This is a genomic window from Methylibium sp. Pch-M (assembly GCF_004136295.1).
Lineage (GTDB): Bacteria > Pseudomonadota > Gammaproteobacteria > Burkholderiales > Burkholderiaceae_C > Methylibium > Methylibium petroleiphilum.
Genome location: NZ_CP029606.1, coordinates 3,831,082 through 3,851,710, shown reverse-complemented (window position 1 = coordinate 3,851,710; position 20,629 = coordinate 3,831,082). Strand labels below are relative to the sequence as shown.

Here is a 20,629-nt window from a genome sequence, read left to right as displayed (position 1 = left end):
GACACCAGCCATGAAAGCCCAACTGAAAAACGCCGCGATCACCACGGCCATCGTTCTCGCGACCATCTACGCGCTGCGTCAGGTCCCGGCCACGCGCGGCATCGTCGACAAGGCGCTGGCCGGCTGATCGTCACCCCCTCAACGCACCACCCAAGGAAACCCGCCCATGCGCGCCATCCGCCTGCCCCAGTTCCAGAACGTCGGCCCGAATCAGCGGGTTTCCCTGTCTCTGCCGCTGGGCGTCACCTACCAGAAGCTCTATCTGCAGCTCGGAACGAACATCCTCACGTCGCTGATCACGAACATTGTTCTGCGACTCAACAACAAGGAATTTGCCCGCTGGGCGTCGGCCGCCGACCTGATCGCGCTGAACGCCTACAAGGGCAACTACACCGGCTCCACCGCCTTCCTCGTGCTCGACTTCACCGAGCGGCTGGCCCGCGAGGAAGCCGGCTTGACGCTGGGCACCATCGCGGCCACGCAAGAGGCCGGCGTCCAGCAGTTCACGCTGGAATTCGACCTGGGCAACTACACCGTGGTCGCGGCCTCGACCATCACGGGGTGGGCCGACGTGGAAGTGCCGAGCGCGAACCGGATCATCCAGCGCGTGCAGTACCAGCAGAAGGTCATCGCCGCGGCGGCCGAAGAGCAGATTTACATCCCCTTCGGTGCCAACGGCTACCAGCTCAAGCGCGTGCTGATCAAGCACGCGAACCTGTCGAGTGTCCGCGTGCGTCGAGACGGCACCGACATCTACGAGAGCCTGCCGGTGGCCTTCGCGAACCAGCGTGAGCAAGACTACGGCCGCGCGCCGCAGGCCGGCTATCACGTCCTCGACTTCCTGCCCGACAGCCTGCAGGCGAACGCGCTGAACACGGCCAACATCCTCGTGGACCGAAACACCGCCGTTCCGGTGCAGAACCTCGACGTGCGCGTCGCCACCTCGGCGGCCGACACGCTGACGATCTACACCGAGTCCTACGCGCTGAACTCGCAGCTCTGACCCCATACCACCACCGAAGCGAAGGCAACGGGAGAGGGCGGCCGGCACTGACACCGGCCGCCCCGTTTGAAAGGAACAGAGCATGAGTGCAGCACTCGACCGGGCGGCCGGCGATCCCTACTACAGCCAGTCCCTGCCGGGCGATATCGGCGACTACGCGCAGATGGCGCCCTACCAGTCGGGCGTGTCGGCGCAGGCCGGTCAATCGTGGTGGGAGGGCGTGATCCAGTACGGGCTGGTGCGCGCGATCGACAACGCGACCGCGCCGCGCACGCTGGCCGGCAACGGCCAGCCGGGCACCTTCGCGGGTGCCAACGGCCGCACCTACGCGCAGGCCCCCAACGCCACCGGACAGACCGTGCTCGGCGCGAGCCCGGGCGGCGGCGGTTGGGGAACCCTGCTGCTGCTGGCCGGCGTCGGCGTCGCGGCCTTCGCGCTGCTGAAGCGCTGACGCCATGGCCGGCGGAAGCGGTATCGCGGCCGGCGCTGCCGCTGGCTCCGCGTTAGGTCCCTGGGGTGCTGCCATCGGTGGCGCCCTGGGTGCCTTCACGGACATCGGCGGCGGCGGTGGTGGACCCATGGGCCCGCTGATCGGCGGCGCCTCGGGCGCCTACGGGAACCGGCTCGACGGCTCGGGCTGGTCCGTCAACTTCAGCGGCACCCAGGTGGCGACGCCGAGCAAGACCGAAGTGACAAGCGACGGTCTGCCGACGCCGGCCGGTCTCGTCACGAGCGGCGGCCTGTCGCCTGTCATGGTCGGCGGCGTCGCGCTGCTGATCGTCGGCGCGCTGCTGCTGCGGCGCCGAAAGGGCTGACGTGCTGATGATCGAAGTGGCACCCACCAGCGACCGCGCCGCGGCGCTGCAGCGGCTCGCGCCGGTCGCGCGTCATGCGGTCGGCGGCGCCTCGGTCGAAGACATGGCCGAGGGCGCCGAGCTGCTAGACGTGATCGAGGCCGGGCACGTCGTTGGCGCGGTCGCGCTCGACTTCACGGGCAACGTCGCCACGATCAAGGCCGCGGCCTCACGGGGCCGCGCAACCGCGGCCGAGCTCGAGCTGATCGAGCGCGCGGCCGAGAAGGCCGGCGCCGTGATGCTGGGCATGTTCACGCGCCGCGGCGCACTGGTGCGCGCGCTCGCCCGGCGCGGCTACCGCATTCGCTCAGTCGAGCTGGAAAAGGACCTGACCCATGGGCGGTAAGTCGAAGAGCAGCAGCGCCAGCAGCAGCACCAGCACCCAACAGGACAACCGCATTGCGGCCGAGGGCTCGCTGATCGCGGGCACGGGCGCGACGCTCACGTCGAGCACCGACAGCAGCACGCGATTCGAGGTGCGCGACAGCAGCACCAAGAACACCACCACCAGCACGACCACGAACTACACCGGCACCGACGCCGCGAAGATCGTGGAGCTGAACGCGCAGCTACAGGGCGCGCTTGCCGAGTCGCAGGCCGACTCCATCAAGTTCATCGCGGGCCTGGGTGCCGACACGATCAAGAGCCTGGGCGAGTCGGTCACCAACCTCTACAGCCAAGCCGGCAGCAACACCACGCGCGCCTATGGCGAGGCCATCGCGGCCAGTGCGCCCAGCGACGGGAAGCTGGCCGACGGCTTCAAGTATTCGGCGATCGCGGCGGCTGCGGTCGCGGCGCTGTTCATCCTCTCTCGGGGCAAGTGACCCATGGACATTGAACTGCTGACCATCACGCTTTCGGCCAACGAATCGAAGCGGTTCGAGCGCGCGGGCCGCCGCATCGACGTGATCGATGCGGCCTACCCAATCGCCGAGCTCGCGCTGACCGACACCAACGGCGGCGCCGCGGGCTTCCTGCGCAACGTCGATGTGGGCATATTCGCGCGCCTGGGCTACGCGTCGTTCAGCATCACGAACGGCGCGACCGCGCAGACTGTGCGCGTGCTCGTCACCGACGGCGACGGCGGTTCGAACAAGCAGCCGGGCGTGGTGCGCGTGGTCGATCAAGGGTCGGAAAAGACCATCGCAGGCGCGCAGTATTTCGGCAGCTCGACGCGGCCGGCGGCCGGCGGCGTTGTCGGCCTTGCGGGCTTGCTGGCCGGCACGCGGCCTCTGGCGCTCAAGCGCGTGCAGCTCGGCAGCGCGACGGCGGGAGAACTGACGCTGTGGGCGGGCACCGCCGCGCCCGCATCGGGCCCGGTGAGTCTGAGCTTGCGAAACAAGCTGCTGGCGGCCGTCGCAACGGTGCCCCAGCGTGCCACCGGCACCGCAACGACGATCACGCCCAGCGGCGCCGAGCTGCCGGGCGGCATCAGCTATGCCGGTCTCTACGTGCCGGCGAACGGCATCGCCGAGCTGCCGCTGACAACGCCGATCGTGATCCCTGCGGGAACGTGGTTCGGTGCCGTCGGGTCGGCCGTGAACACGGACGTGAAGTTCATTTTCGACGTGGAAGAGCTGTGACCCGAATTGCCGTCGCCGCTGCCGCCGCGCTCGCCTTCGTCGGCGCGGCCATCGTCACGCGCCGCGCGGCCGACGTGCAGGCGCAGGACGACGGCGCGACCGCGCTCGACTACATCAACCCGCTGGGCGCGATCGAGCGCCAGGTGGAGCAGTTCCAGACCGAGGCAGCCATGCACGACAACAACACCGCCGCGTTCCTCTCGATGCTTCGCAGTGCCGAGGGCACCGACCGACGCGCCGACCCCTATCGCGTGTGCTACGGCTACGCCCACACCATCGAAGACATGAGCGACCACCCGGCTGTCACGGGCGAGTGGCGCGGCGCGAAGCTGCCGGACGCGATCTGCAGCGGCGCGGGCCTGGGCCCGGGCTGCGTGAGTACCGCGGCCGGCGCCTACCAGCTCATCCGGCCGACGTGGCTGGAGTGCAAGCGCAAGCTCGGCCTCACCGACTTCTCGCCGGCCAGCCAGGACGCCGCGGCGGTCTACCTGATCCGCCGCCGCGGCGCGCTGGAGGATGTGCAGGCGGGCCGCCTGTCCGATGCGATCGCGAAGGTAGCGAAGGAATGGGCCAGCCTGCCGGGCGCCGGCTACGGTCAGCCCGAACGCCGGCTGGCCGGCCTGTCCGATGCATTCGCCCGGGCCGGCGGGGTGATGGCGTGAGCGGCTTCCCGAAGGTCGAAACCGTCGTCATCGGCGGCGTGCTCGGCGCGGGCGTGCTGATCGCCATGTGGGTGCTCAAGCGCGGCGGCGTGCAGAACGCGGCCGAGGTGCTCACCAGCGGCGCGATCCGCGTCGCCGACAGCGCCGCGGCCGGCGTGGTCGGCGGCGTCGGCGCAACCGTCGGCCTGCCGACCCCGGCGCAGACCGTCACCGACCCGAAGCAAGCGCGCTACATGATCGACGTGGCGGGCTACTTCTTCGCATCGCGCTGGGCCAGCGCCTACGCGCTCGCGCGCGGCGCGCTGCTGCCGGCGTGGAGCGGCACGCCACCGCCGACAGGATCGCCCGCGCACACCGCGCTGCTGTCAGTGCAGCAGCCCAGCAGCACGGGAGACTTCGCGCGCCTGGACCGTGAGAGCTACTACGAGACGAGCGGCCGGGCCGGATCGAACGGCGAAGCGGACCTGGGGCAGGGCACCGGCTACTACGATGCCATGGGGAACTACTACCCATGAACCCGCTCCTGATCGCCGGCGTGCTCGACGGCGCCCGCGCCGTGCTCGACCGCATGTTCCCGGACCCGGCCGAGCGTGCGCGCGCCGAGCTGGAGCTGTTGAAAGCCCAGGCAGAAGGAACCTTCGAACAGAAGGCCGCCCAGGCGCTCGCGCTGGCCCAGATCGGCGTCAACAACACCGAGGCGGCATCGGCCGGCGTCTTCAAGGGCGGCTGGCGGCCGGCGGCCGGCTGGGTCTGCGTCAGCGCACTCGCGTGGCAGTTCGTCGCGCGGCCCATGGTCGCCTTCGGCTTCGCTGTGGCCGGGCACCAGGTGCCCGAGCTGCCGACGATCGACGGCGCGCTGTGGGAGCTGCTGTTCGGCCTGCTGGGCCTGGGCACGCTGCGCAGCGTCGAGCGCATCAAGGGCAAGTCATGACGATCGAACAGGCCACGTTCCTGCTGGCCCTCCTCAATTGCACCGCTGTGCCGATGCTGCTGGCGGCCCACAAGTTCATGCGCCGGGTCGAGCGGCGTCTAGACCGGCTGGAGCGGGTTCTCGGCCTCGACCCGCTGCACACCACGTGAGGAAACCCACCATGGCGAAGCGACTCCCCCCGCGCAAGAAGAACGGCCAATTCCGCCGTCGCAAGAAGTGAGCATGGCAAAGCAGGTGCTTGTGGGCATCGCCGCGGCCGTCGGCGCCGCGCTGCTGCTGCGCGCCTTCGATCGCACGCGACAGGCGACGATGCCAGCTCGAGCTGGAACGGGCGCCCAGGTCGGCGGCTACACCGACGAGCGCGGGCAGTTCCGCATGGTCACGATCCTGTGAAGATCGCACCGGACAAGCTCAAGCATGCGGCCGTCGGCGCGGTCGTGTTCCTGCTCGCCTGGGCGCTGCTGGGCTCAGGCCCGGCTGCGCTCGGTGTCGTGCTGGCGATCGCGGCGGGGAAGGAACTCTATGACCTTGCCCACCGCGACCGGCACCGGCCCGAGTGGCTCGACTTCGGCGCCACCGTCGCGCCGGCCGTCGTCCTGTGGTTCCTGCTGGCCCCCATGCTCGATGCTGGGGCTGTTGGCACACCCGAACTCGCCCAGGCTCACCACGCGGGCCAGCTCGCGGCGTAGGGCTGCGATTTCGCGCTGCAGGCAGCCGACCATGCCGGCGTGCATCACGGCGCTGTTGTGCGACTCGCAGGACGCCTCCGATTGACCCCAGCGGGTCACCCAGAACAGCGCCAGCAGCACCGGCCGCGGCGCGTGCCCGTCGGCCAGCCAGCGCCGCACGGTTCGGTCGGTCACGCCCAGGGCGCGGCCAAGCGCGGCCGAGCCTGGGTTGCCCAGGTCGGCCAGCAAGTCAGGGAACGCGGGGAGCTGCCGCGGCAGCCGGTTCAGCATGGCGTGTCATCGTCACGCGAACGCCGGTTCTGTATCCCTAGGACGGGATCGGCGCAGGGCGCGCCGCAGGGCCAGAACGCCCATGACAGTTGACATAATATACATTGGCGCGGTTTATCAGGCCGCCTGAAGGGCTGACTCTCCCATGAAGTTCAGCCCCTTCTTGGACCTCCTCAACGCCGCCCATGCGGCGTTCGAGCGTGCTCGAACGCTCAGATCAACCCGGCCGCGCCCGACGACGTGGCGATGAACGGCTCCGAGTCCGCTTCCGGCTCGGCCTCGACCGCGCGATCGAAGGATGCCGCTTCGGCCTCGCCGGGCGTCAGCGTCTGCTTGTCCAGCGGGCGGCAGATGCGACGCTGCAGGCGGTTCAGGCGATCGGAGTGCTCCATCGCCTGGACCACCGCTTCCGGCTCCATCAGCAAAGCGAACGGGTTCGACGTGATCTGGATCGGAAGCATGCGGTCCCTCTCGAAGGTGGCGTGACGATGATCCCAATGTAGGCAGGCCGTGCGGCCTGCCGTAGTCGTCCCGGCGCCAAACGGCGTGTCGGAATTTGGATGACACGCTGTCGGATCGAGGCCGCGCCGCAGCCCTCAGCGCGCCGGCAAGGCCGCGAGCCGCAGCGCGAGCCGTTCACGCCCGGCGCGCTGCGCCAGGTCGGCCGCGGTGAGTTCGTTGCGCTCGCGCGCCTGCGGGTCCGCGCCGGCGGCCAGCAAGGCCTCGATCAGGTCTTCGCTGGCGTGCAGCACGGCCAGCATCAAGGGGGTGCGCCCGTTCGGCGCCCGGGCGTCGACGACGGCGCCCCGCTTCAGCAGCAGTTCGAGCACGGGCTGCGAATTGCCTGCGGCGGCATAGTGCAGCGGCGTCCACCCCGGCGGGTCGACGATCGCGCCGCGCTCGATGAGTGCCAAGGCCACCTCGGGCTGCCCCTTGAGAGCGGCCACCATCAGCGGCGTCTCGCCCGCGGTGTTGCGCGCGTTGGGGTCGGTGCCGGGCAGGCGCGCGAGCGTCAGCGCGGCACCGGCGGACTCGGCGAACAGCGCACGGGTGATGGCGGGCTGGCCCTTGGGATCGGGCGAATTGGGGTCGAAACCGAGCGCGACGAGCTTGCGGATCGCCGCGCTGTCGTCGCTGACGACGGCCCGGAAGAAGTCGTCGTAGGAGCCGGCGTTGGCTGATGAAAATGACAGGGCGACAAGCAGATAGATCAGCTTTTTCATGTCATTTATCAAGTTTCGGCGGACTCCTGCAGCCGCACGGTCGGGCCGAACAAGTGTTCGAAGTTGCGGCTCGTCGCCGCAGCGACGGCCTCGACCGAGCAGCCCTTGAGCTGCGCCAGTTGTGCGGCAACCAGCGGCACGTAGGAGGGATTGTTGGTCTTGCCGCGGTGCGGGGCCGGCGCGAGGTAGGGGCTGTCAGTCTCGATCAGGCAGCGATCGAGCGGTACCTCGCGTGCCACCTCGCGCAGTTCGGCAGCGTTCTTGAAGGTCAGGATGCCGGAGAACGAGATCATGAACCCAAGGTCCAGCGCCTGACGCGCGACCGCGCGGGTCTCGGTGAAGCAGTGGAAGACGCCGGTCACGCCACCGTCGGTGCCGGCGCCCTCCTCGCGCAGGATCGCCAGCGTGTCGTCGCTGGCGCTGCGGGTGTGGATGATCAGCGGCAGGCGGCTTTCGCGCGCGGCCCGGATGTGCACGCGAAAGCGCTCGCGCTGCCATGCCATGTCATCCACGCTGCGCTCACCGAGGCGGTAATAGTCGAGCCCTGTCTCGCCGATGGCGACGACGCGCGGGCGCGCCGCCAGCGCCAGCAGGTCCGCGACGCTCGGCTCCTGCACGCCCTCGTTGTCGGGGTGCACGCCGGCACTGCACCAGAAGTTGTCGTGGCCGGTGGCGAGTGCGTGCACGGCGTCGAACTCCTCGAGCGTGGTGCAGATGCACAGGGCGCGATCGACCCGCTCACGCGCCATCGCCGCGCGGATGGACGGCAGGTCGGCCTGCAGTTCGGGGAAGCTCAGGTGGCAATGGGAGTCGACGAACATCGCGGGCAGATTCGCCAGAGGGAAGGCAGGGGAACGATCGGCGTTGCGCAGGCAGGCCGCCCTCTTCGGGTCGGCCGATCCAGCCGCGGATCAGATGGTCTGCGTCGGCTTGGCCGAGGAGATCGAGGTGCCGAGGATTTCCTCGATCTTGACCTTCAGCAGACGGGTCTTCTCGTCGGTCGGAAAGCGGACACCGACGCCTTGTGTGCGGCCCCCGGAGGCATTGGCCGGCGTGACCCAGCCGATCTTGCCGGCCACCGGGTAGCGCTGCGGATCGTCGGGCAGCGAGAGCAGCAGGTAGATGTCCTCGCCGAGCCGGTATTCGCGCGTGGTGGGCACGAACAGGCCACCTTCGGCGAACAGCGGGATGTAGGCGGCGTACAGCGCGCCCTTCTCGCGGAACACGAGTTGGATCACGCTCGGGCGCGCGCTGTTTGCAGCAGCGCTCGCAGGGCTCCGGGCGTTCGGTTCGTTCATCACTTCAGTGTAGCCAATGACGGGCCGCGAGGGTGTTGCGCATCGCCCTCGTTGCCTCCCCGCACGGCCCCGCGCACACGCAGCACCAGGGCCTCGGCGCCGAGTCCGGCGTTCCACGGGTGTTCGGCGTGTCGCGCGGCGCGACGCAGGTCCGCGGCACAGTCGGTCAGGCGGGCCAGGTCGCCGCCCGCCGGCAGACCATCGGCCGGGAAATAGCGCGGCAGCGCATCGACCGCGACGGCCAGCAGGTCGTGGCAGAGCTTCTGCAGTGCGTCGATCGCAATCGGCAGCGGCCAGGCCGCCAGGGTAGTGGCCTGGCCGGCCAGCACCTCGCGCGGCAGGCGCAGCCAGGCTGCCGAATCCACGCCGAGCGCGAGCCGCGCCTGGGCCTCCAGCGGCTGGCCGCCGGCCGCGGCCAGCAGCACCTCGGGTTGCGCGATCTGCCGCGTCGCCAGCCAGGCGGCGGCGACATCGGGCGCCGGCAGGGGCAGGCGCAGCGTCTGGCAGCGGCTGCGCACCGTCGGCAGCAGCCGCTGCGGCGCGGCACTGGCCAGCACGAAGCGCGCCCTCCCCGGCGGCTCCTCCAGGGTCTTCAGCAAGGTGTTGGCGCTCGCGGGGTTCATGCGTTCGGCCGGATAGATCACCGTCACCTTGGCGCCACCGCGCGACGAGGTCTGCTGGGCAAAGGCCACCGCCGCGCGGACCGCCTCGACCTTGATCTCGCGGCTGGGCTTGGCCTTGCCCTTGCCACCCTCGCCGTCGGTGGCCTCATCGCCGCCCGACCACCCGAGGGCTTCCTGCAGCGCCTCGGGGATCAGCACCATCAGGTCAGGATGGGTGCGGGCCGCGATCAGCCGGCAGGCCGAACACGACAGACAGGCGCGGCCACCGGGGCGCGCCACCGGGTCATCGCCCTCGCACAGCCAGGCCGCCGCCACCGCGAGTGCCAGCTCGAACTGCCCTACCCCTTGCATGCCGTGCAGCAACAGGGCATGACCGCGCGTGCCGTGCAGCGCCTGCGCGAGCGGGGCCTCGAGCCAGGGCAGCAGTCCGTCGTCGAGACAGGCGCTCACCAGCATCGCTCCGCCAGCACGGCCGCGATCTGCACCGCCACCTGGTCGCGCGATTGAGAGGCATCGATGCGCACGAAGCGCTCCGGCTGGGCCTCGAAACGCGCCCGATAGCCGTCGCGCACGCGATGGAAGAAGGCCTCGTCCTGCCGCTCGAAGCGGTCGGGTGCGCGCGCAGCCGCCACGCGCTGCGCGGCCACGGCCGGATCCAGGTCGAACCACAGCGTCAGGTCGGGTTGGCGCAGCCCGTCGGGGCCGCGCTGCACCCAGCTCTCCAGCGTGGTCAGCACCGCAAGGTCGAAGCCGCGGCCAGCCCCCTGGTAGGCGAAGGTTGCATCGGTGAACCGGTCGCACAGCACCACGGCGCCGCGCTCGAGTGCAGGCGCGATGCACTGCTGCAGATGGTTGCGTCGCGCCGCAAAGATCAGCAGCGCCTCGGTCAGTGCATCCATGCCCTGGTGCAGCACCAGTTCCCTCAGGGTCTCGGCGAGGGGTGTGCCGCCCGGCTCGCGGGTGCGCACGACCTCCAGGCCGCGACGCTGCCAGCGCTCGGCCACGGCATCGAGGTGGCTCGACTTGCCGGCGCCGTCGATGCCCTCGAAGCTGATGAAGCGCCCGGCCGGCGGCGCGAGGGGAGCGCTCATGGCGTGGGGCCGCGACCGCCGCCGCGCTGGTATCGGTTCACCGCCCGATTATGGTCGGCGAGGTTGTCGCTGAACTGGCTGCTGCCGTCGCCGCGGGCGACGAAGTACAGCGCCCGGCTCGTCTCCGGCCGCACGGCCGCGAGCAGCGAGGCTTTCCCCGGCATCGAGATCGGCGTCGGCGTGAGGCCCACGCGCAGGTAGGTGTTGTAGGGCGTGTCGGCCTGCAGGTCGCGCCGCCGCAGATTGCCGTCGAAGGCCTCGCCGAGCCCGTAGATCACCGTGGGGTCGGTCTGCAGCGGCATGCCGATGCGCAGCCGGTTCACGAACACGCTGGCGACCTTGCCGCGGTCGGCCGCCTGGCCGGTCTCCTTCTCGATGATCGACGCCAGCGTCAAGGCCTCCTCGGGGCTCTTCAACGGCGTGTCGGGCACCCGCTCGAGCCAGGCCGCCTCGAGGCGGCGCTGCATCGCGCGGTGGGCGCGCTGCAGCACGGCGAGGTCGCTCGCCCCCTTGCTGTAGGCATAGGTGTCGGGGAAGAACCAGCCTTCCGGCGATCGGCCCGGTGAGCCCAGCGCCGCCATCACTTCGGCATCGTTCATCTGGGCGGTGTCCGGCTTCAGCGCCTCGGCCTTTGCGAGTTCGGCGCGGAACTGCCGGAAGGTCCAGCCTTCGATCAGCCGCACGGTGGCCTGGGCTTCGTCGCCGCGCACCATCTTGTTCAGCAGCGCGAGCGGCGTGGTGCCGGGCCCGATCTCGTAGCTGCCCGCGCGGATCTTGCGCGCCTGGCCGGACCAGCGGAACCACTCGTAGAGCAGCAGCGGCGGCGCACGGACCCCCGCGTCGACCCACCCCTGGGCGATCTCGCGCGGCGACGTGCCCGGCTCCACCGACAGCTCGACGCTGGGCGAGGCCAGTGCCAGCGGCTGCGTCAGCCACCAGGCGCCCAGGCCAACGCCGGCGAACGCCAGCACCAGCAGCAGGAACAGCCCTCGCTTCAGTGCGCGCTTCATCGTCGGGAGAGAACTTTCATGTCGACGCTGATGATAATCAGGCCATGTCGACCCTCCTCCCCTCCAGCGCCTCCGTGGCCGACGGCGCCGTGCGTCTGCTGCACAGCGGCGTGATCCGCGCGGCCGGTGCCGACGCCGCGAGCTTCCTGCACGGCCAGCTCACCAACGACATGACCGGGCTGGGCCTGGGCGAGGCGCGGTTCGCCGCCTACTGCTCGCCGAAGGGCCGCATGCTCGCGAGCTTCGTGGCCTTCAAGCGCAGCCACGACGAGATCTGGCTGGCCTGCCGCAGCGATGTGCTGCCCGCGACCCTCAAGCGCCTGCGCATGTTCGTGCTGCGTGCCAAGGCACAACTGAGCGAAGGGGGCGACGACGCCGTGCTGCTGGGGTTGACCGGCCGCAGCGCCGCGGCCTGGCTGACGCAGGTACTGCCCGCGGCGGTGAGCGGTGCGGTCTGGTCGCGGCATGCGCTGGACGAGGCGCTGCTGGTCCGGCTGCCCGACGGCGCTGGCCAGGCGCGCTGGCTGTGGGCCGGCCCCGCGGCGGACGCCGATGCGGTGCTGAATGCCCTGCCCGCGCTCGCACTGGACCGCTGGGACTGGCTCGAGGTGCACAGCGGCGTCGCGCCCATCGTGGCGAACACCGTCGAGGCCTTCGTGCCCCAGATGCTGAACTACGAGCTGGTGGGGGGCGTGAACTTCCAGAAGGGCTGCTACCCCGGCCAGGAGATCGTGGCCCGCAGCCAGTACCGCGGCACGATCAAGCGCCGCGCCGCGCTGGTTCATGGCGACGATGCGGCCCTGCCCGGCCAGGAGGTCTTCTGGAGCGGCGACGACGCTCAGCCCAGCGGCCAGATCGCGCTGGCGGCACCGGCGCCCGGCGGTGGGTGGGACGCGCTGGTCGAGCTGAAGCTCGCGGCGCTCGACGACGGCAGCCTGCACCTCGGCCGCGTCGGCGGCGCCAGGCTGCAGCCGATGGCGCTGCCCTACGTGGTGCCGCGCGAGAACGCGGCCTGAAGCAGCGATGCAAGCTGTCTCACCGATGGGGCAGCACGCGCTGTTCATCTATTACCGCGTTCGCGACGTGCACGCCGACAAGTTGGTGGCGGCTGCAACGGCGATGCAGATCGCCCTTCAGGCAGCCCATCCGGGGCTGGATGCGCGTCTGCTGCGCCGGCCCGTAGCGCAGGAGGGCCTGCACACCTGGATGGAGACCTACGGCCTGCCGCCCGACTCCGATCCGGCCGCGCTGGCGGCCGATGTCGAACGGGCCGCTCGGGGGCTTGCGCCCTGGCTGGTCGGCGCTCGCCACGTCGAGCATTTCGTCGCATGTGCCTCGTAGCGTTGGCGCTCGACCAGGACCGGCGCTTCCCGCTGGTGCTGGCGTCCAACCGCGACGAGTTCTTCGATCGTCCGACCGCGCGATTGGCCTGGTGGACGCCCCAGGGCGGCGGTCCCGACATCCTGGGCGGTCGCGACCTGCAGGCCGGTGGCACCTGGCTGGGCCTGACCGCCGCCGGTCGCCTGGCGCTGGTCACGAACGTCCGGGCGCCGGGCAGGCAGGACGCCCAGGCGCCCTCGCGCGGCAGCCTGGTGCCGCACTGGCTGCATGGCGAGCAGCCGCTCGACCGCTTCTGGACCCGTGTGGCCGTGTCGGGCTACAACGGCTTCAATCTCGTCGCGGCCGATTTCGCGCGCGGCGAATGCTTCTGGGCCAGCAGTGCGACGGCGCTGCCGCGCCGCATCGAGCGTGGCCTCTACGGGCTGTCGAACGCAGCGCTCGACACACCGTGGCCCAAGGTCGAGCACCTGAAGGCACACGTGAAAGGCGCCCTCGCTGAAACGGCTGCGGAAGAGCCGGTCGATGCGCTCGCCAGTCGATTGTTCGAAGCGCTGGTGGACCGCAGCATGGCGGCCGATGCCGAGCTGCCGTCGACCGGCATTCCGCGCGAGCTGGAGGCGCAACTCTCTGCCGCCTTCATACGCACGGCGGATGGACGCTACGGCACGCGCTGCTCCACGCTGGTGATCACCGAGCGCGTGAAGCGCCAGCTCGTCACGCACGTGTTCGAGCGCAGCTATGCCGTCGGCGCGGGCGTCGCCCTGTTGCGGCGCTCGCGCTTGGTGGACTGGCCGCCGCGCTACAGCGGCGTGGGACAGGTGCCGCACGCGGCGGCCGAATCGGTGTCGGAAAGCACCGTGGAGGAGCCCGGCGCGCTGCCGGCGAAGGCCAGCACGCCTCCGCGGCGCACCCGCGCGCGCGGGGTCCTCAAGCCGGCGCGCTGAGCCGCCGAGGCGTCAGGCGCCGCGCGCCATCAGCGCGAGCATCAGTTCGATGCGGGCCTGGGCCGGCGTTCGGGCTTCGCTGATCGGCAATGCGTCGTGGTGACCGGTCGGCAGCACGGCGCCGTCGGCGACGCGCGTGCAGCGCTGCACCACGACCCCAGCCGCCTGGGCACTCCGCAACGCCGCTTCCAGCGCGTGGTGCAGGCTGCCGTTGCCGGTGCCGGCCACCACCAGGCCATCGACGCCCTGCGCCCGCAAGGCCTCGACCACCGCGCCCGACGCACCGGCGTGGCTGACGACGATCTCGACGCGCGGCTCGGGCCGATCCAGGACACCGATGCCGAGCGGCAGGCCCGCCGGCCAGGCGCGCAGGTGCCGCACCCTGCTCCCTTCGATCAGCGCGATGGCCCCGTCATCGCCAGCGCCGAACGCGTCGAGCCGGTGCGTATGGCGCTTGCGCACATCGAAGGCACCGAACACCGAGCCGGCGAACACGGCGCAGACGCCTGCCGCGCCGGGCTCGCGCGCCAACGCAACCGCATCGAGCAGGTTCTGCGGGCCGTCGGCCTGCACGGCGGTGGCGGGCCGCATGGCACCGGTCAGGATCACCGGCTTGCACGGTGCCAGCACGCGCTGCAGCAGGTAGGCGGTTTCCTCCAGCGTGTCGGTGCCGTGGGTGACCACCAGACCACTCACCTCCGGACGGGCGAGATGGTGTGCGACGCGGCGGGCCAGTGCGCGCCACACCGCCATGCCCATGTCCTTGCTGTCGATCTGGGCCACCTGCTCCGCCTCGATGGGCAGGCCGGCCAAGGCCGGCACGGCGGCCAGCAGCTGCGCGATGCCCAGTTGCGCTGCGGTGTAGCCGAGGCTGTCGGTGGCTGTGGCCGCGGTACCGGCGATGGTGCCGCCGGTGGCCAGAATCACGACGCGCGCCACGGGTTGGGGTTCAGGGCTTTGCATTTTCTGGAAAGCTGGATAAAAATACAGTCACTGGATAAAAATTCAGTGCGCCGGTCTGGTGACAGCCCGACTCCCGACACCGCAGGAGCACCCGCATGGACGACGCCCCCAAGCTCACCGCCAGGCAGCAGCAGATCCTCGATCTGGTGCAGACCTCGATCGAGCGCACCGGATCACCGCCCACGCGCGCCGAAATCGCCGCAGAACTCGGCTTCCGTTCTGCCAACGCGGCGGAGGAGCATCTGCAGGCCCTGGCACGCAAGGGCGTGATCGAACTGGTGGGCGGCACCTCGCGGGGCATCCGTCTGAAGTCTGACACATTGCGTTCGCTGAACCAGTTGCGCAACAAGCAGTTCTCGCTGCCGCTGCCCAGCCTGTCGCAGCTGATGCTGCCGCTGGTCGGGCGTGTGGCCGCGGGCAGCCCCATCCTGGCGCAGGAGCACATCGACCAGAGCTATGCGATCGAGGCCAGCATGTTCCCGCGACGGCCTGACTACCTGCTCAAGGTGCGGGGCATGAGCATGCGCGACGCCGGCATCCTCGATGGCGACCTGCTCGCAGTGCAGAAGGCCCGGGAAGCCAAGAACGGGCAGATCGTCGTCGCCCGCCTGGGCGATGAGGTCACGGTCAAGCGCTTCCGGCGCGTGCGCGGCACGATCGAACTGCTGCCCGAAAACCCGGATTTCGAGCCCATCGTCGTCACGCCGGAGAGCGGTGAGTTCGAGATCGAGGGTCTGGCCGTCGGGCTCATCCGCAACACCCTGCTCATGTAAGACCGGCTGGCGCCTGAATTCATGGCCCCCGCGGGTGGTGGGCATGCGCGCCGAACGGCGTGTTATCCCGCGGACCAGGCCCATCGACATCAATCCTGCTGAACTTCCGATTGGAGATTCACCATGGTCACGGTCTTTTGGAACCCCTTGCGGCGCTGGTGGCAGACCGCCTTCCAGGCCCCCGCGCCTGCTGCGGTACCGGCGCTGGTGTTCAGGTCACCGGCATTTCGCACCCGCCCCGTCGCAGCCACCACGCCGCGACCCCGGCCGGTCACTCCCTTCAGGGCCGCGCTGCCCCGCGTTGCCGGCATCGAGAACGCGCGGCGCGCCGCGAGGCGCTTCTGGATGACCATGGACCCCGAGGACCAGCGGCGCGCTGCGATCGGCGGGTCGTTCGCCGAGGTGTGCGCAGCGCTCGAGAGCCTGGCAGCGATCGAAGACCGGCGGGCCTGAGTTTCCAGGCGCCCGCCGCCGGATACGAGCCGGGCCTTGCGCCCGGCTCTTTGCCGTCAGCCCATGTGCAGGCCGCCGTTCACCGAGAAGTCGGCGCCGGTCGCGAAGCCGGACTCCTCGGAGGCCACCCACGACACCATCGAGGCGATGTCCTCGGGCGTGCCGAGCCGCTTGACGGGGATGGTCGCCACGATCTTGTCGAGCACGTCCTGGCGGATCGCACGGACCATCTCGGTGCCGATGTAGCCCGGGCTCACGGTATTGACCGTCACGCCCTTGCTGGCCACTTCCTGGGCCAGCGCCATCGTGAAGCCGTGCATGCCGGCCTTGGCCGCCGAGTAGTTGGTCTGGCCGAACTGGCCCTTCTCGCCGTTGACCGAGCTGATGTTGATGATGCGGCCCCAGCCGGCATCGGTCATCTCGTCGATCACCTGCTTGGTCACGTTGAACAGGCTGTCGAGGTTGGTGCTGATCACCGCACTCCAGTCGTCGCGGGTCATCTTGCGGAACATGCCGTCGCGCGTGATGCCGGCGTTGTTCACCAGCACGCTCACCGGACCGTGCTGCGCCTTGACTTCCTTGAAGGCCTCGACGGTCGACTCCCATTCGGCCACGTTGCCCACCGAAGCGTGGAAGCCGTAGCCGAGCGCGGCCTGCTCGTCGAGCCACTTCTTGAAGTTGCGGCTCGGGCCGCAGCCGGCCACGACGGTGAATCCGTCCTTGTGCAGACGCTGGCAGATCGCGGTACCGATGCCGCCCATGCCCCCCGTGACGTATGCGACCTTCTTGCTCATTGTTCTGCTCCTCTGTGGTTTGTCATGGCCGCTCTAGCGTCGCGTGCCGATATGCGTGGGTCAAGGGTATTCGCCCGATCCGGGCTCACCCTTAATGAATGCGCCGTTGCTCCTCAGCGCTCCACGGTCAATGCAACACCCATGCCGCCGCCTATGCACAGCGACGCGATGCCCCGCTTGCTGCCGCGGCGCTGCATCTCGTGCAGCAGCGTGACCAGCACGCGGCAGCCCGACGCACCGATCGGGTGGCCGATGGCGATCGCGCCCCCATTGACATTGACCTTGCTGGTGTCCCAGCCCATCTCGTTGTTGACCGCGCAGGCCTGGGCCGCGAAGGCCTCGTTGATCTCCAGCAGGTCCAGGTCGGCCGGCTTCCAGCCTGCCCGCTCCAGGGCACGCTTGCTGGCAGGCACCGGGCCCATGCCCATCAGCGACGGGTCGAGGCCGGCGCTCGCGTAGGAAGCGATGCGTGCGAGCGGCTTCAGGCCGAGCTGATCGGCCTTCTTCGCGCTCATGACCAGCACCGCGGCCGCGCCGTCGTTCAGGCCCGAGGCGTTGCCGGCGGTCACGCCGCCCGCCTTGTCGAAGGCCGGGCGCAGGCCGGCCAGCACGTCGGCGTTGGTCTTGCGGTTGATGAACTCGTCGGCCGCGAACACGATCGGGTCGCCCTTCTTCTGGGCGATGCTGAACGGCACGATCTCGTCCTTGAACTTGCCGGCATCCTGGGCGGCGGCCGCCTTCTGCTGCGAGGCCAGTGCCAGCGCGTCCTGCTGCTCGCGCGTGATACCGTACTTCTTTGCCACGTTCTCGGCGGTGATGCCCATGTGGTACTGGTTGTACACGTCCCACAGGCCGTCGACGATCATCGTGTCGACCAGCTTCCAGTCCCCCATGCGCTGGCCGTCGCGCGAACCCGGCAGCACGTGCGGCGCCAGGCTCATGTTCTCCTGGCCGCCGGCGATCACGATCTCGGCATCGCCGTCGCGGATGGCCTGGGCTGCCAGCATCACGGCCTTCAGGCCGGAGCCGCAGACCTTGTTGATGGTCATGGCCGGCACGCCCTGCGGCAGGCCGGCCTTGATGACCGATTGGCGCGCCGGGTTCTGGCCGCTGCCTGCAGTGAGCACCTGACCGAGGATCACCTCGCTGATCTGCTCGCCGGACAGGCCGCTGCGCGCCAGCAGGGCCTGGATCACGGCGGCGCCGAGTTCCGGCGCCGGAGTCTTGGCGAGCGTGCCGCCGAACTTGCCCACGGCGGTGCGGGCGGCGCTGACGATCACGATGTCGGTGGTCATGGCAATTCTCCTTGCTGAATGAAGTGACCGGGATGGGCGATTCCGCGGTGGAATGAAAAGGGACGGTGCGGGAGGGGTCAGGCCTTGGCCTTGACGAAGCGGCCGGGTGCCGGCTCGATGATCTTGTGGTTGCGGTCCCCGGGGGCCTTCGGTGCCGGCACCAGCTTGCCGCCCAGCGGCTTGAGCCAGTCGGTCCAGGCGGGCCACCAGCTGCCGGGATGCTCGGTGGCGCCTTCGAACCAGGCGTCGGCGGTCTTCGGCAGCCGGCTGTTGATCCAGTGGCTGCGCTTGTTCTTCGTCGGCGGGTTGATGACGCCGGCGATATGGCCCGAGGCGCCCAGCACGAACTGCTTCTTGCCCGGCAGCACCTCGACGGTCGCGTAGGCGCTCTGCCACGGCACGATGTGGTCCTCGCGCGAGGCGTAGATGAAGGTCGGCAGGTTGACCTTGCGCAGGTCGAGCGGCTGGCCGCACACCGTCACCTTGCCGGGCTTGATGAGGTTGTTCTCGAGGTAGGTGTGGCGGAGGTACCAGCAGTACATCGGCCCCGGCAGGTTGGTGCTGTCGGAGTTCCAGTACAGCAGGTCGAAGGGCGGCGGCGTCTCGCCCTTCAGGTAGTTGCCGACCACGTAGTTCCACACCAGGTCGTTGGGGCGCAGGAAGCTGAAGGTCGCCGCCAGTTCCTTGCCCTTGAGCAGGCCGCCCTGCCCGAGCGCCATCTCGCGCATCGCCACCATCTGCTCGTCGACGAACAGATCGAGCACGCCGGTGTCGGAGAAATCGAGGAAGCTGGTCAGCATCGTGAGGCTCGCCGACGGCTGCTCACCGCGAGCGGCCAGCACGGCCAGTGCGGTCGCCAGCAGCGTGCCGCCGATGCAGAAGCCCAGCGTGTTGATCTGTCCCTGCTTCGAGATCGCCTGCACCTCGCGGATCGCGCGGATCACGGCGTGCTCGATGTAGTCGTCCCAGGTCTTGTCGCCGAGGCTCTCGTCGGCGTTCACCCAGCTCAGCATGAACACGCGATGCCCCTGGCTCACGGCATAACGCACCAGCGAGTTCTCGGGCTGCAAGTCCATGATGTAGAACTTGTTGATGCACGGCGGCACGATCAGCAGCGGCCGCTCGTGCACCTTGGCCGTCAGCGGCTTGTACTCGATCAGCTGGAACAGCGCGTTCTCGAACACCACCGAACCTTCGGTCGTCGCCACGTTGCGGCCGACTTCGAACAGGCTCTCGTCGGTTTGCGACAGGTGGCCCTGACGCACGTCGTGCCACAGGTGCTGCAGCCCCTGGGTGATGCTTTCGCCCTGGGTCTCGATTGCCTTGCGCTGGGCCTCGGGGTTGAGCGCCAGGTAATTGGCCGGCGACGACGCGTCGATCCACTGCTGGACCGCGAAGCGGATGCGCTGCCGGGTCTTTTCGTCGGCCTGCACCTGGTCGGCGAGCTGCAGCAAGGTGCGGGCGTTGAGCATGTACATGCCCGCCGTGAAAGCCGCCGCCGGGTTGGACATCCAGTCCTTGGCCGCAAATCGCCGGTCGGCGGGCGGTGGAGCCCCATCGGCACCCTGCGTCGCCTGGTTCCAGAGTGCGGCCGCTTCGCTCAGGTAGGTCGATTGCAGCGCGGGCAATGCGTCGGCCGGAAGCTGCACGCCCGTCATGCCCTTGAGGGCCTCGGTCCAGCCCTGGGCCAACTGCTGCGCGGATTGGGCGAAGTCCATCCCCGGGGCAACGCCACCCCAACCGGTTGCGCCTGTGTTCATGTGTCTCCTCGCCTGTCGGCCACTCGCCTACGATGGTCGGCTGCACACGAAGTTTCGCTGAACCCCTTGCCGTTGCTTGCAGCCCTGATTCATTATGCGACTCACCCTTGCGCAGAACTGAATCCAATGTACTTGGTTGCAATCGCCTGGCTGTACGTGGCACTGCTGATGGCCGCCGCCGAAGCCACCCACAGCCAGGGCAGCGTGCTCGGCGCGTTCTTCACCTTCCTGCTGTACGGCTTGGGCCCGGTGGCGCTGATGATCTATCTGCTGGGGACGCCGGCGCGTCGTGCCGCGCGGCGTCGCGCCGAAGCATCGCAGGCCTCACCGCCGCTCGATCCAGATGGCAGCAGCCATGCGCCCGCTGTTGCCATGGCGCGGACGGTCGCGACGGAACGAAAAGAACCGTGAGGTCTCCTCGACGGTGCACCAGGTTCCGCCCTCGACGCGCCCGAGGCCGAGCGCCGCCAGGCGGTCACGCGCCAGGCCCGCCAGGTCGGCCAGCCACTTCCCCGCCGCGTGGGGCTTGAAACGCGCATGAGGCGTTGCCGGCGACACGCCGAAGCCGGCCAGCACGTCGGCCCCCACCTCGAACTGCCGCGGCCCGATGCAGGGACCCAGCCAGGCCTCCAACTCGGCCGTGGTGCAGCCGACTGCCTGGCACAGGGCCGACGCGGTCGTTTCCAGCACCCCGGCCGATAGACCTCGCCAGCCGGCGTGAGCGGCAGCGACGCCGAGGCCTCCCGGCGCAGCGAACAGCACCGGCAGGCAGTCGGCGACCTGGATCACGCAGGCCACGCCAGGGTCGGTGGTCCAGCAGGCGTCGGCTTCGGGCACGGAGTCCGAGGGTTCGGTCAGCGGCAGACGCAGCGCATGCACGCCGTGAACCTGGCGCAGGAAGACCGGCGTGCCGCCCAGTGCGGCCGCGTAGCGACGCCGGTTCTCCGCCACGGCGAGCGGATCGTCGCCGACCGCACTGCCGAGATTGAGCGACTCGAACACGCCCCTGCTCACGCCGCCGGCGCGCGTGCTCATCAGCGCACCGACCCGGGCCGTCGCGAAGCGAGGC

Annotated in this window: 30 protein-coding genes; 17 read left to right on the top strand and 13 right to left on the bottom strand. The window is 69.8% G+C overall.

What is annotated here, in order from left to right; genetic code table 11:
- The first annotated feature begins 166 nt into the window (after window positions 1-166).
- The 11 genes from C1M51_RS18515 to C1M51_RS19030 all read left to right on the top strand — a co-directional run bounded on the left by C1M51_RS18515 (window position 167) and on the right by C1M51_RS19030 (window position 5,426).
- Window positions 167-1,003, top strand: coding sequence for a major capsid protein P2 (locus C1M51_RS18515; RefSeq protein ID WP_129451968.1), 837 nt, complete (start codon window positions 167-169; stop codon window positions 1,001-1,003).
- Window positions 1,004-1,085: 82 nt separating this feature from the next.
- Window positions 1,086-1,454 (top strand): hypothetical protein, encoded by a 369-nt coding sequence (locus C1M51_RS18510; RefSeq protein ID WP_129451967.1) that lies wholly within the window; start codon window positions 1,086-1,088, stop codon window positions 1,452-1,454.
- A gap of 127 nt (window positions 1,455-1,581) precedes the next feature.
- Window positions 1,582-1,818, top strand: coding sequence for a hypothetical protein (locus C1M51_RS18505; protein ID WP_129451966.1), 237 nt, complete (start codon window positions 1,582-1,584; stop codon window positions 1,816-1,818).
- Window position 1,819: 1 nt separating this feature from the next.
- Complete coding sequence (locus C1M51_RS18500) at window positions 1,820-2,203, top strand: hypothetical protein (protein ID WP_129451965.1); 384 nt, start codon at window positions 1,820-1,822, stop codon at window positions 2,201-2,203.
- Entirely contained in the window at window positions 2,193-2,681 is a 489-nt protein-coding gene (locus tag C1M51_RS18495) for a hypothetical protein (RefSeq protein ID WP_129451964.1), read from the top strand. The genes C1M51_RS18500 and C1M51_RS18495 overlap by 11 nt, the downstream gene beginning before the upstream one ends.
- Before the next feature lie 3 nt (window positions 2,682-2,684).
- Window positions 2,685-3,440 carry a hypothetical protein gene (locus C1M51_RS18490; protein ID WP_129451963.1) on the top strand — a complete coding sequence of 252 codons (756 nt, stop codon included), beginning with the start codon at window positions 2,685-2,687 and terminating at the stop codon, window positions 3,438-3,440.
- Window positions 3,437-4,102 (top strand): glycoside hydrolase family 104 protein, encoded by a 666-nt coding sequence (locus tag C1M51_RS18485; protein WP_242499823.1) that lies wholly within the window; start codon window positions 3,437-3,439, stop codon window positions 4,100-4,102. Before C1M51_RS18490 ends, C1M51_RS18485 begins: the two co-directional genes overlap by 4 nt.
- A complete protein-coding gene (locus C1M51_RS18480; RefSeq protein ID WP_129451962.1) occupies window positions 4,099-4,617 on the top strand; it encodes a hypothetical protein in 519 nt (172 codons plus the stop codon). Before C1M51_RS18485 ends, C1M51_RS18480 begins: the two co-directional genes overlap by 4 nt.
- The gene (locus C1M51_RS18475) at window positions 4,614-5,033 is read left to right on the top strand and encodes a holin family protein (RefSeq protein ID WP_129451961.1); all 420 of its coding nucleotides are present in this window, start codon (window positions 4,614-4,616) and stop codon (window positions 5,031-5,033) included. Before C1M51_RS18480 ends, C1M51_RS18475 begins: the two co-directional genes overlap by 4 nt.
- Window positions 5,030-5,182, top strand: coding sequence for a hypothetical protein (locus C1M51_RS19035; RefSeq protein ID WP_165349720.1), 153 nt, complete (start codon window positions 5,030-5,032; stop codon window positions 5,180-5,182). The genes C1M51_RS18475 and C1M51_RS19035 overlap by 4 nt, the downstream gene beginning before the upstream one ends.
- A gap of 73 nt (window positions 5,183-5,255) precedes the next feature.
- Window positions 5,256-5,426: a hypothetical protein gene (locus C1M51_RS19030; RefSeq protein WP_165349719.1), complete on the top strand. Its 171-nt coding sequence runs from the start codon at window positions 5,256-5,258 to the stop codon at window positions 5,424-5,426.
- A gap of 74 nt (window positions 5,427-5,500) precedes the next feature.
- On the opposite strand, the gene C1M51_RS18470 is transcribed toward C1M51_RS19030, so the two are convergent.
- The 8 genes from C1M51_RS18470 to mltG form a co-directional block, all read right to left on the bottom strand.
- Window positions 5,501-5,992, bottom strand: coding sequence for a hypothetical protein (locus C1M51_RS18470; protein ID WP_129451960.1), 492 nt, complete (start codon window positions 5,990-5,992; stop codon window positions 5,501-5,503).
- Between the two features lie 212 nt (window positions 5,993-6,204).
- Entirely contained in the window at window positions 6,205-6,453 is a 249-nt protein-coding gene (locus C1M51_RS18465) for a hypothetical protein (RefSeq protein WP_129451959.1), read from the bottom strand.
- Between the two features lie 135 nt (window positions 6,454-6,588).
- The gene (locus tag C1M51_RS18460) at window positions 6,589-7,215 is read right to left on the bottom strand and encodes an ankyrin repeat domain-containing protein (protein WP_129451958.1); all 627 of its coding nucleotides are present in this window, start codon (window positions 7,213-7,215) and stop codon (window positions 6,589-6,591) included.
- Window positions 7,216-7,223: 8 nt separating this feature from the next.
- Window positions 7,224-8,036, bottom strand: a complete 813-nt coding sequence (locus C1M51_RS18455; RefSeq protein WP_129451957.1) for a TatD family hydrolase — start codon at window positions 8,034-8,036, stop codon at window positions 7,224-7,226.
- A 90-nt stretch (window positions 8,037-8,126) separates the two neighbouring features.
- The gene (locus C1M51_RS18450) at window positions 8,127-8,513 is read right to left on the bottom strand and encodes a PilZ domain-containing protein (RefSeq protein ID WP_207207778.1); all 387 of its coding nucleotides are present in this window, start codon (window positions 8,511-8,513) and stop codon (window positions 8,127-8,129) included.
- Window positions 8,513-9,592 (bottom strand): DNA polymerase III subunit delta', encoded by a 1,080-nt coding sequence (gene holB, locus C1M51_RS18445; RefSeq protein WP_310733936.1) that lies wholly within the window; start codon window positions 9,590-9,592, stop codon window positions 8,513-8,515. The genes C1M51_RS18450 and holB overlap by 1 nt, the downstream gene beginning before the upstream one ends.
- Window positions 9,583-10,227 (bottom strand): dTMP kinase, encoded by a 645-nt coding sequence (tmk, locus tag C1M51_RS18440; protein ID WP_129451954.1) that lies wholly within the window; start codon window positions 10,225-10,227, stop codon window positions 9,583-9,585. Before tmk ends, holB begins: the two co-directional genes overlap by 10 nt.
- Entirely contained in the window at window positions 10,224-11,237 is a 1,014-nt protein-coding gene (gene mltG, locus C1M51_RS18435) for an endolytic transglycosylase MltG (protein ID WP_207207777.1), read from the bottom strand. The genes tmk and mltG overlap by 4 nt, the downstream gene beginning before the upstream one ends.
- A 44-nt stretch (window positions 11,238-11,281) precedes the next feature.
- On the opposite strand from mltG, the gene C1M51_RS18430 reads away from it, so the two are divergent.
- From C1M51_RS18430 to C1M51_RS18420, 3 genes are read left to right on the top strand one after another with little or no spacing between them, the layout of a single operon-like run.
- On the top strand, window positions 11,282-12,253 hold the full coding sequence (locus C1M51_RS18430) for a folate-binding protein YgfZ (protein ID WP_129451953.1): 972 nt from the start codon (window positions 11,282-11,284) through the stop codon (window positions 12,251-12,253).
- Between the two features lie 7 nt (window positions 12,254-12,260).
- Window positions 12,261-12,578, top strand: a complete 318-nt coding sequence (locus C1M51_RS18425) for a DUF4936 family protein (protein ID WP_242499822.1) — start codon at window positions 12,261-12,263, stop codon at window positions 12,576-12,578.
- Window positions 12,566-13,522 (top strand): NRDE family protein, encoded by a 957-nt coding sequence (locus C1M51_RS18420; RefSeq protein ID WP_129451952.1) that lies wholly within the window; start codon window positions 12,566-12,568, stop codon window positions 13,520-13,522. The genes C1M51_RS18425 and C1M51_RS18420 overlap by 13 nt, the downstream gene beginning before the upstream one ends.
- Before the next feature lie 12 nt (window positions 13,523-13,534).
- Here the strand turns inward: C1M51_RS18420 and C1M51_RS18415 are convergent, their stop codons facing one another.
- Window positions 13,535-14,485, bottom strand: coding sequence for an asparaginase (locus C1M51_RS18415; protein ID WP_129451951.1), 951 nt, complete (start codon window positions 14,483-14,485; stop codon window positions 13,535-13,537).
- Window positions 14,486-14,580: 95 nt separating this feature from the next.
- Here C1M51_RS18415 and lexA point away from each other — a divergent pair, with 95 nt between their 5' ends.
- Together lexA and C1M51_RS18405 are read left to right on the top strand one after the other, a co-directional pair.
- Entirely contained in the window at window positions 14,581-15,258 is a 678-nt protein-coding gene (gene lexA / locus C1M51_RS18410) for a transcriptional repressor LexA (protein ID WP_011829461.1), read from the top strand.
- A gap of 123 nt (window positions 15,259-15,381) precedes the next feature.
- Window positions 15,382-15,711, top strand: a complete 330-nt coding sequence (locus C1M51_RS18405; protein ID WP_129451950.1) for a hypothetical protein — start codon at window positions 15,382-15,384, stop codon at window positions 15,709-15,711.
- A 56-nt stretch (window positions 15,712-15,767) separates the two neighbouring features.
- On the opposite strand, the gene phbB is transcribed toward C1M51_RS18405, so the two are convergent.
- From phbB to C1M51_RS18390, 3 genes are all read right to left on the bottom strand, one after another.
- Window positions 15,768-16,505 carry an acetoacetyl-CoA reductase gene (phbB, locus tag C1M51_RS18400; protein ID WP_129451949.1) on the bottom strand — a complete coding sequence of 246 codons (738 nt, stop codon included), beginning with the start codon at window positions 16,503-16,505 and terminating at the stop codon, window positions 15,768-15,770.
- A gap of 113 nt (window positions 16,506-16,618) precedes the next feature.
- Entirely contained in the window at window positions 16,619-17,800 is a 1,182-nt protein-coding gene (locus tag C1M51_RS18395) for an acetyl-CoA C-acetyltransferase (protein ID WP_129451948.1), read from the bottom strand.
- A gap of 77 nt (window positions 17,801-17,877) precedes the next feature.
- On the bottom strand, window positions 17,878-19,560 hold the full coding sequence (locus C1M51_RS18390; protein WP_129451947.1) for an alpha/beta hydrolase: 1,683 nt from the start codon (window positions 19,558-19,560) through the stop codon (window positions 17,878-17,880).
- Window positions 19,561-19,632: 72 nt separating this feature from the next.
- On the opposite strand from C1M51_RS18390, the gene C1M51_RS18385 reads away from it, so the two are divergent.
- Entirely contained in the window at window positions 19,633-19,971 is a 339-nt protein-coding gene (locus C1M51_RS18385; protein ID WP_409072615.1) for a hypothetical protein, read from the top strand.
- Here the strand turns inward: C1M51_RS18385 and pgeF are convergent.
- Entirely contained in the window at window positions 19,885-20,595 is a 711-nt protein-coding gene (gene pgeF / locus C1M51_RS18380; protein WP_129452272.1) for a peptidoglycan editing factor PgeF, read from the bottom strand. The genes C1M51_RS18385 and pgeF overlap by 87 nt on opposite strands.
- Window positions 20,596-20,629: the final 34 nt, after the last annotated feature.

Excerpts from the sequence above, each read along its gene's own strand:
- C1M51_RS18395 (WP_129451948.1), bottom strand. The coding sequence starts at position 17,800 with ATGACCACCGACATCGTGATCGTCAGCGCCGCCCGCACCGCCGTGGGC.
- C1M51_RS19030 (WP_165349719.1), top strand. The coding sequence starts at position 5,256 with ATGGCAAAGCAGGTGCTTGTGGGCATCGCCGCGGCCGTCGGCGCCGCG.
- C1M51_RS18420 (WP_129451952.1), top strand. The coding sequence starts at position 12,566 with ATGTGCCTCGTAGCGTTGGCGCTCGACCAGGACCGGCGCTTCCCGCTG.
- C1M51_RS18470 (WP_129451960.1), bottom strand. The coding sequence starts at position 5,992 with ATGCTGAACCGGCTGCCGCGGCAGCTCCCCGCGTTCCCTGACTTGCTG.
- C1M51_RS18475 (WP_129451961.1), top strand. The coding sequence starts at position 4,614 with ATGAACCCGCTCCTGATCGCCGGCGTGCTCGACGGCGCCCGCGCCGTG.
- pgeF (WP_129452272.1), bottom strand. The coding sequence starts at position 20,595 with ATGAGCACGCGCGCCGGCGGCGTGAGCAGGGGCGTGTTCGAGTCGCTC.
- C1M51_RS18425 (WP_242499822.1), top strand. The coding sequence starts at position 12,261 with ATGCAAGCTGTCTCACCGATGGGGCAGCACGCGCTGTTCATCTATTAC.
- C1M51_RS18430 (WP_129451953.1), top strand. The coding sequence starts at position 11,282 with ATGTCGACCCTCCTCCCCTCCAGCGCCTCCGTGGCCGACGGCGCCGTG.
- C1M51_RS18390 (WP_129451947.1), bottom strand. The coding sequence starts at position 19,560 with ATGAACACAGGCGCAACCGGTTGGGGTGGCGTTGCCCCGGGGATGGAC.
- C1M51_RS18515 (WP_129451968.1), top strand. The coding sequence starts at position 167 with ATGCGCGCCATCCGCCTGCCCCAGTTCCAGAACGTCGGCCCGAATCAG.
- C1M51_RS19035 (WP_165349720.1), top strand. The coding sequence starts at position 5,030 with ATGACGATCGAACAGGCCACGTTCCTGCTGGCCCTCCTCAATTGCACC.
- C1M51_RS18450 (WP_207207778.1), bottom strand. The coding sequence starts at position 8,513 with ATGAACGAACCGAACGCCCGGAGCCCTGCGAGCGCTGCTGCAAACAGC.
- lexA (WP_011829461.1), top strand. The coding sequence starts at position 14,581 with ATGGACGACGCCCCCAAGCTCACCGCCAGGCAGCAGCAGATCCTCGAT.
- holB (WP_310733936.1), bottom strand. The coding sequence starts at position 9,592 with ATGCTGGTGAGCGCCTGTCTCGACGACGGACTGCTGCCCTGGCTCGAG.
- C1M51_RS18505 (WP_129451966.1), top strand. The coding sequence starts at position 1,582 with ATGGGCCCGCTGATCGGCGGCGCCTCGGGCGCCTACGGGAACCGGCTC.
- C1M51_RS18460 (WP_129451958.1), bottom strand. The coding sequence starts at position 7,215 with ATGAAAAAGCTGATCTATCTGCTTGTCGCCCTGTCATTTTCATCAGCC.
- C1M51_RS18455 (WP_129451957.1), bottom strand. The coding sequence starts at position 8,036 with ATGTTCGTCGACTCCCATTGCCACCTGAGCTTCCCCGAACTGCAGGCC.
- phbB (WP_129451949.1), bottom strand. The coding sequence starts at position 16,505 with ATGAGCAAGAAGGTCGCATACGTCACGGGGGGCATGGGCGGCATCGGT.
- C1M51_RS18510 (WP_129451967.1), top strand. The coding sequence starts at position 1,086 with ATGAGTGCAGCACTCGACCGGGCGGCCGGCGATCCCTACTACAGCCAG.
- C1M51_RS18415 (WP_129451951.1), bottom strand. The coding sequence starts at position 14,485 with ATGCAAAGCCCTGAACCCCAACCCGTGGCGCGCGTCGTGATTCTGGCC.
- mltG (WP_207207777.1), bottom strand. The coding sequence starts at position 11,237 with ATGAAGCGCGCACTGAAGCGAGGGCTGTTCCTGCTGCTGGTGCTGGCG.
- C1M51_RS18490 (WP_129451963.1), top strand. The coding sequence starts at position 2,685 with ATGGACATTGAACTGCTGACCATCACGCTTTCGGCCAACGAATCGAAG.
- C1M51_RS18495 (WP_129451964.1), top strand. The coding sequence starts at position 2,193 with ATGGGCGGTAAGTCGAAGAGCAGCAGCGCCAGCAGCAGCACCAGCACC.
- tmk (WP_129451954.1), bottom strand. The coding sequence starts at position 10,227 with ATGAGCGCTCCCCTCGCGCCGCCGGCCGGGCGCTTCATCAGCTTCGAG.
- C1M51_RS18465 (WP_129451959.1), bottom strand. The coding sequence starts at position 6,453 with ATGCTTCCGATCCAGATCACGTCGAACCCGTTCGCTTTGCTGATGGAG.
- C1M51_RS18405 (WP_129451950.1), top strand. The coding sequence starts at position 15,382 with ATGGTCACGGTCTTTTGGAACCCCTTGCGGCGCTGGTGGCAGACCGCC.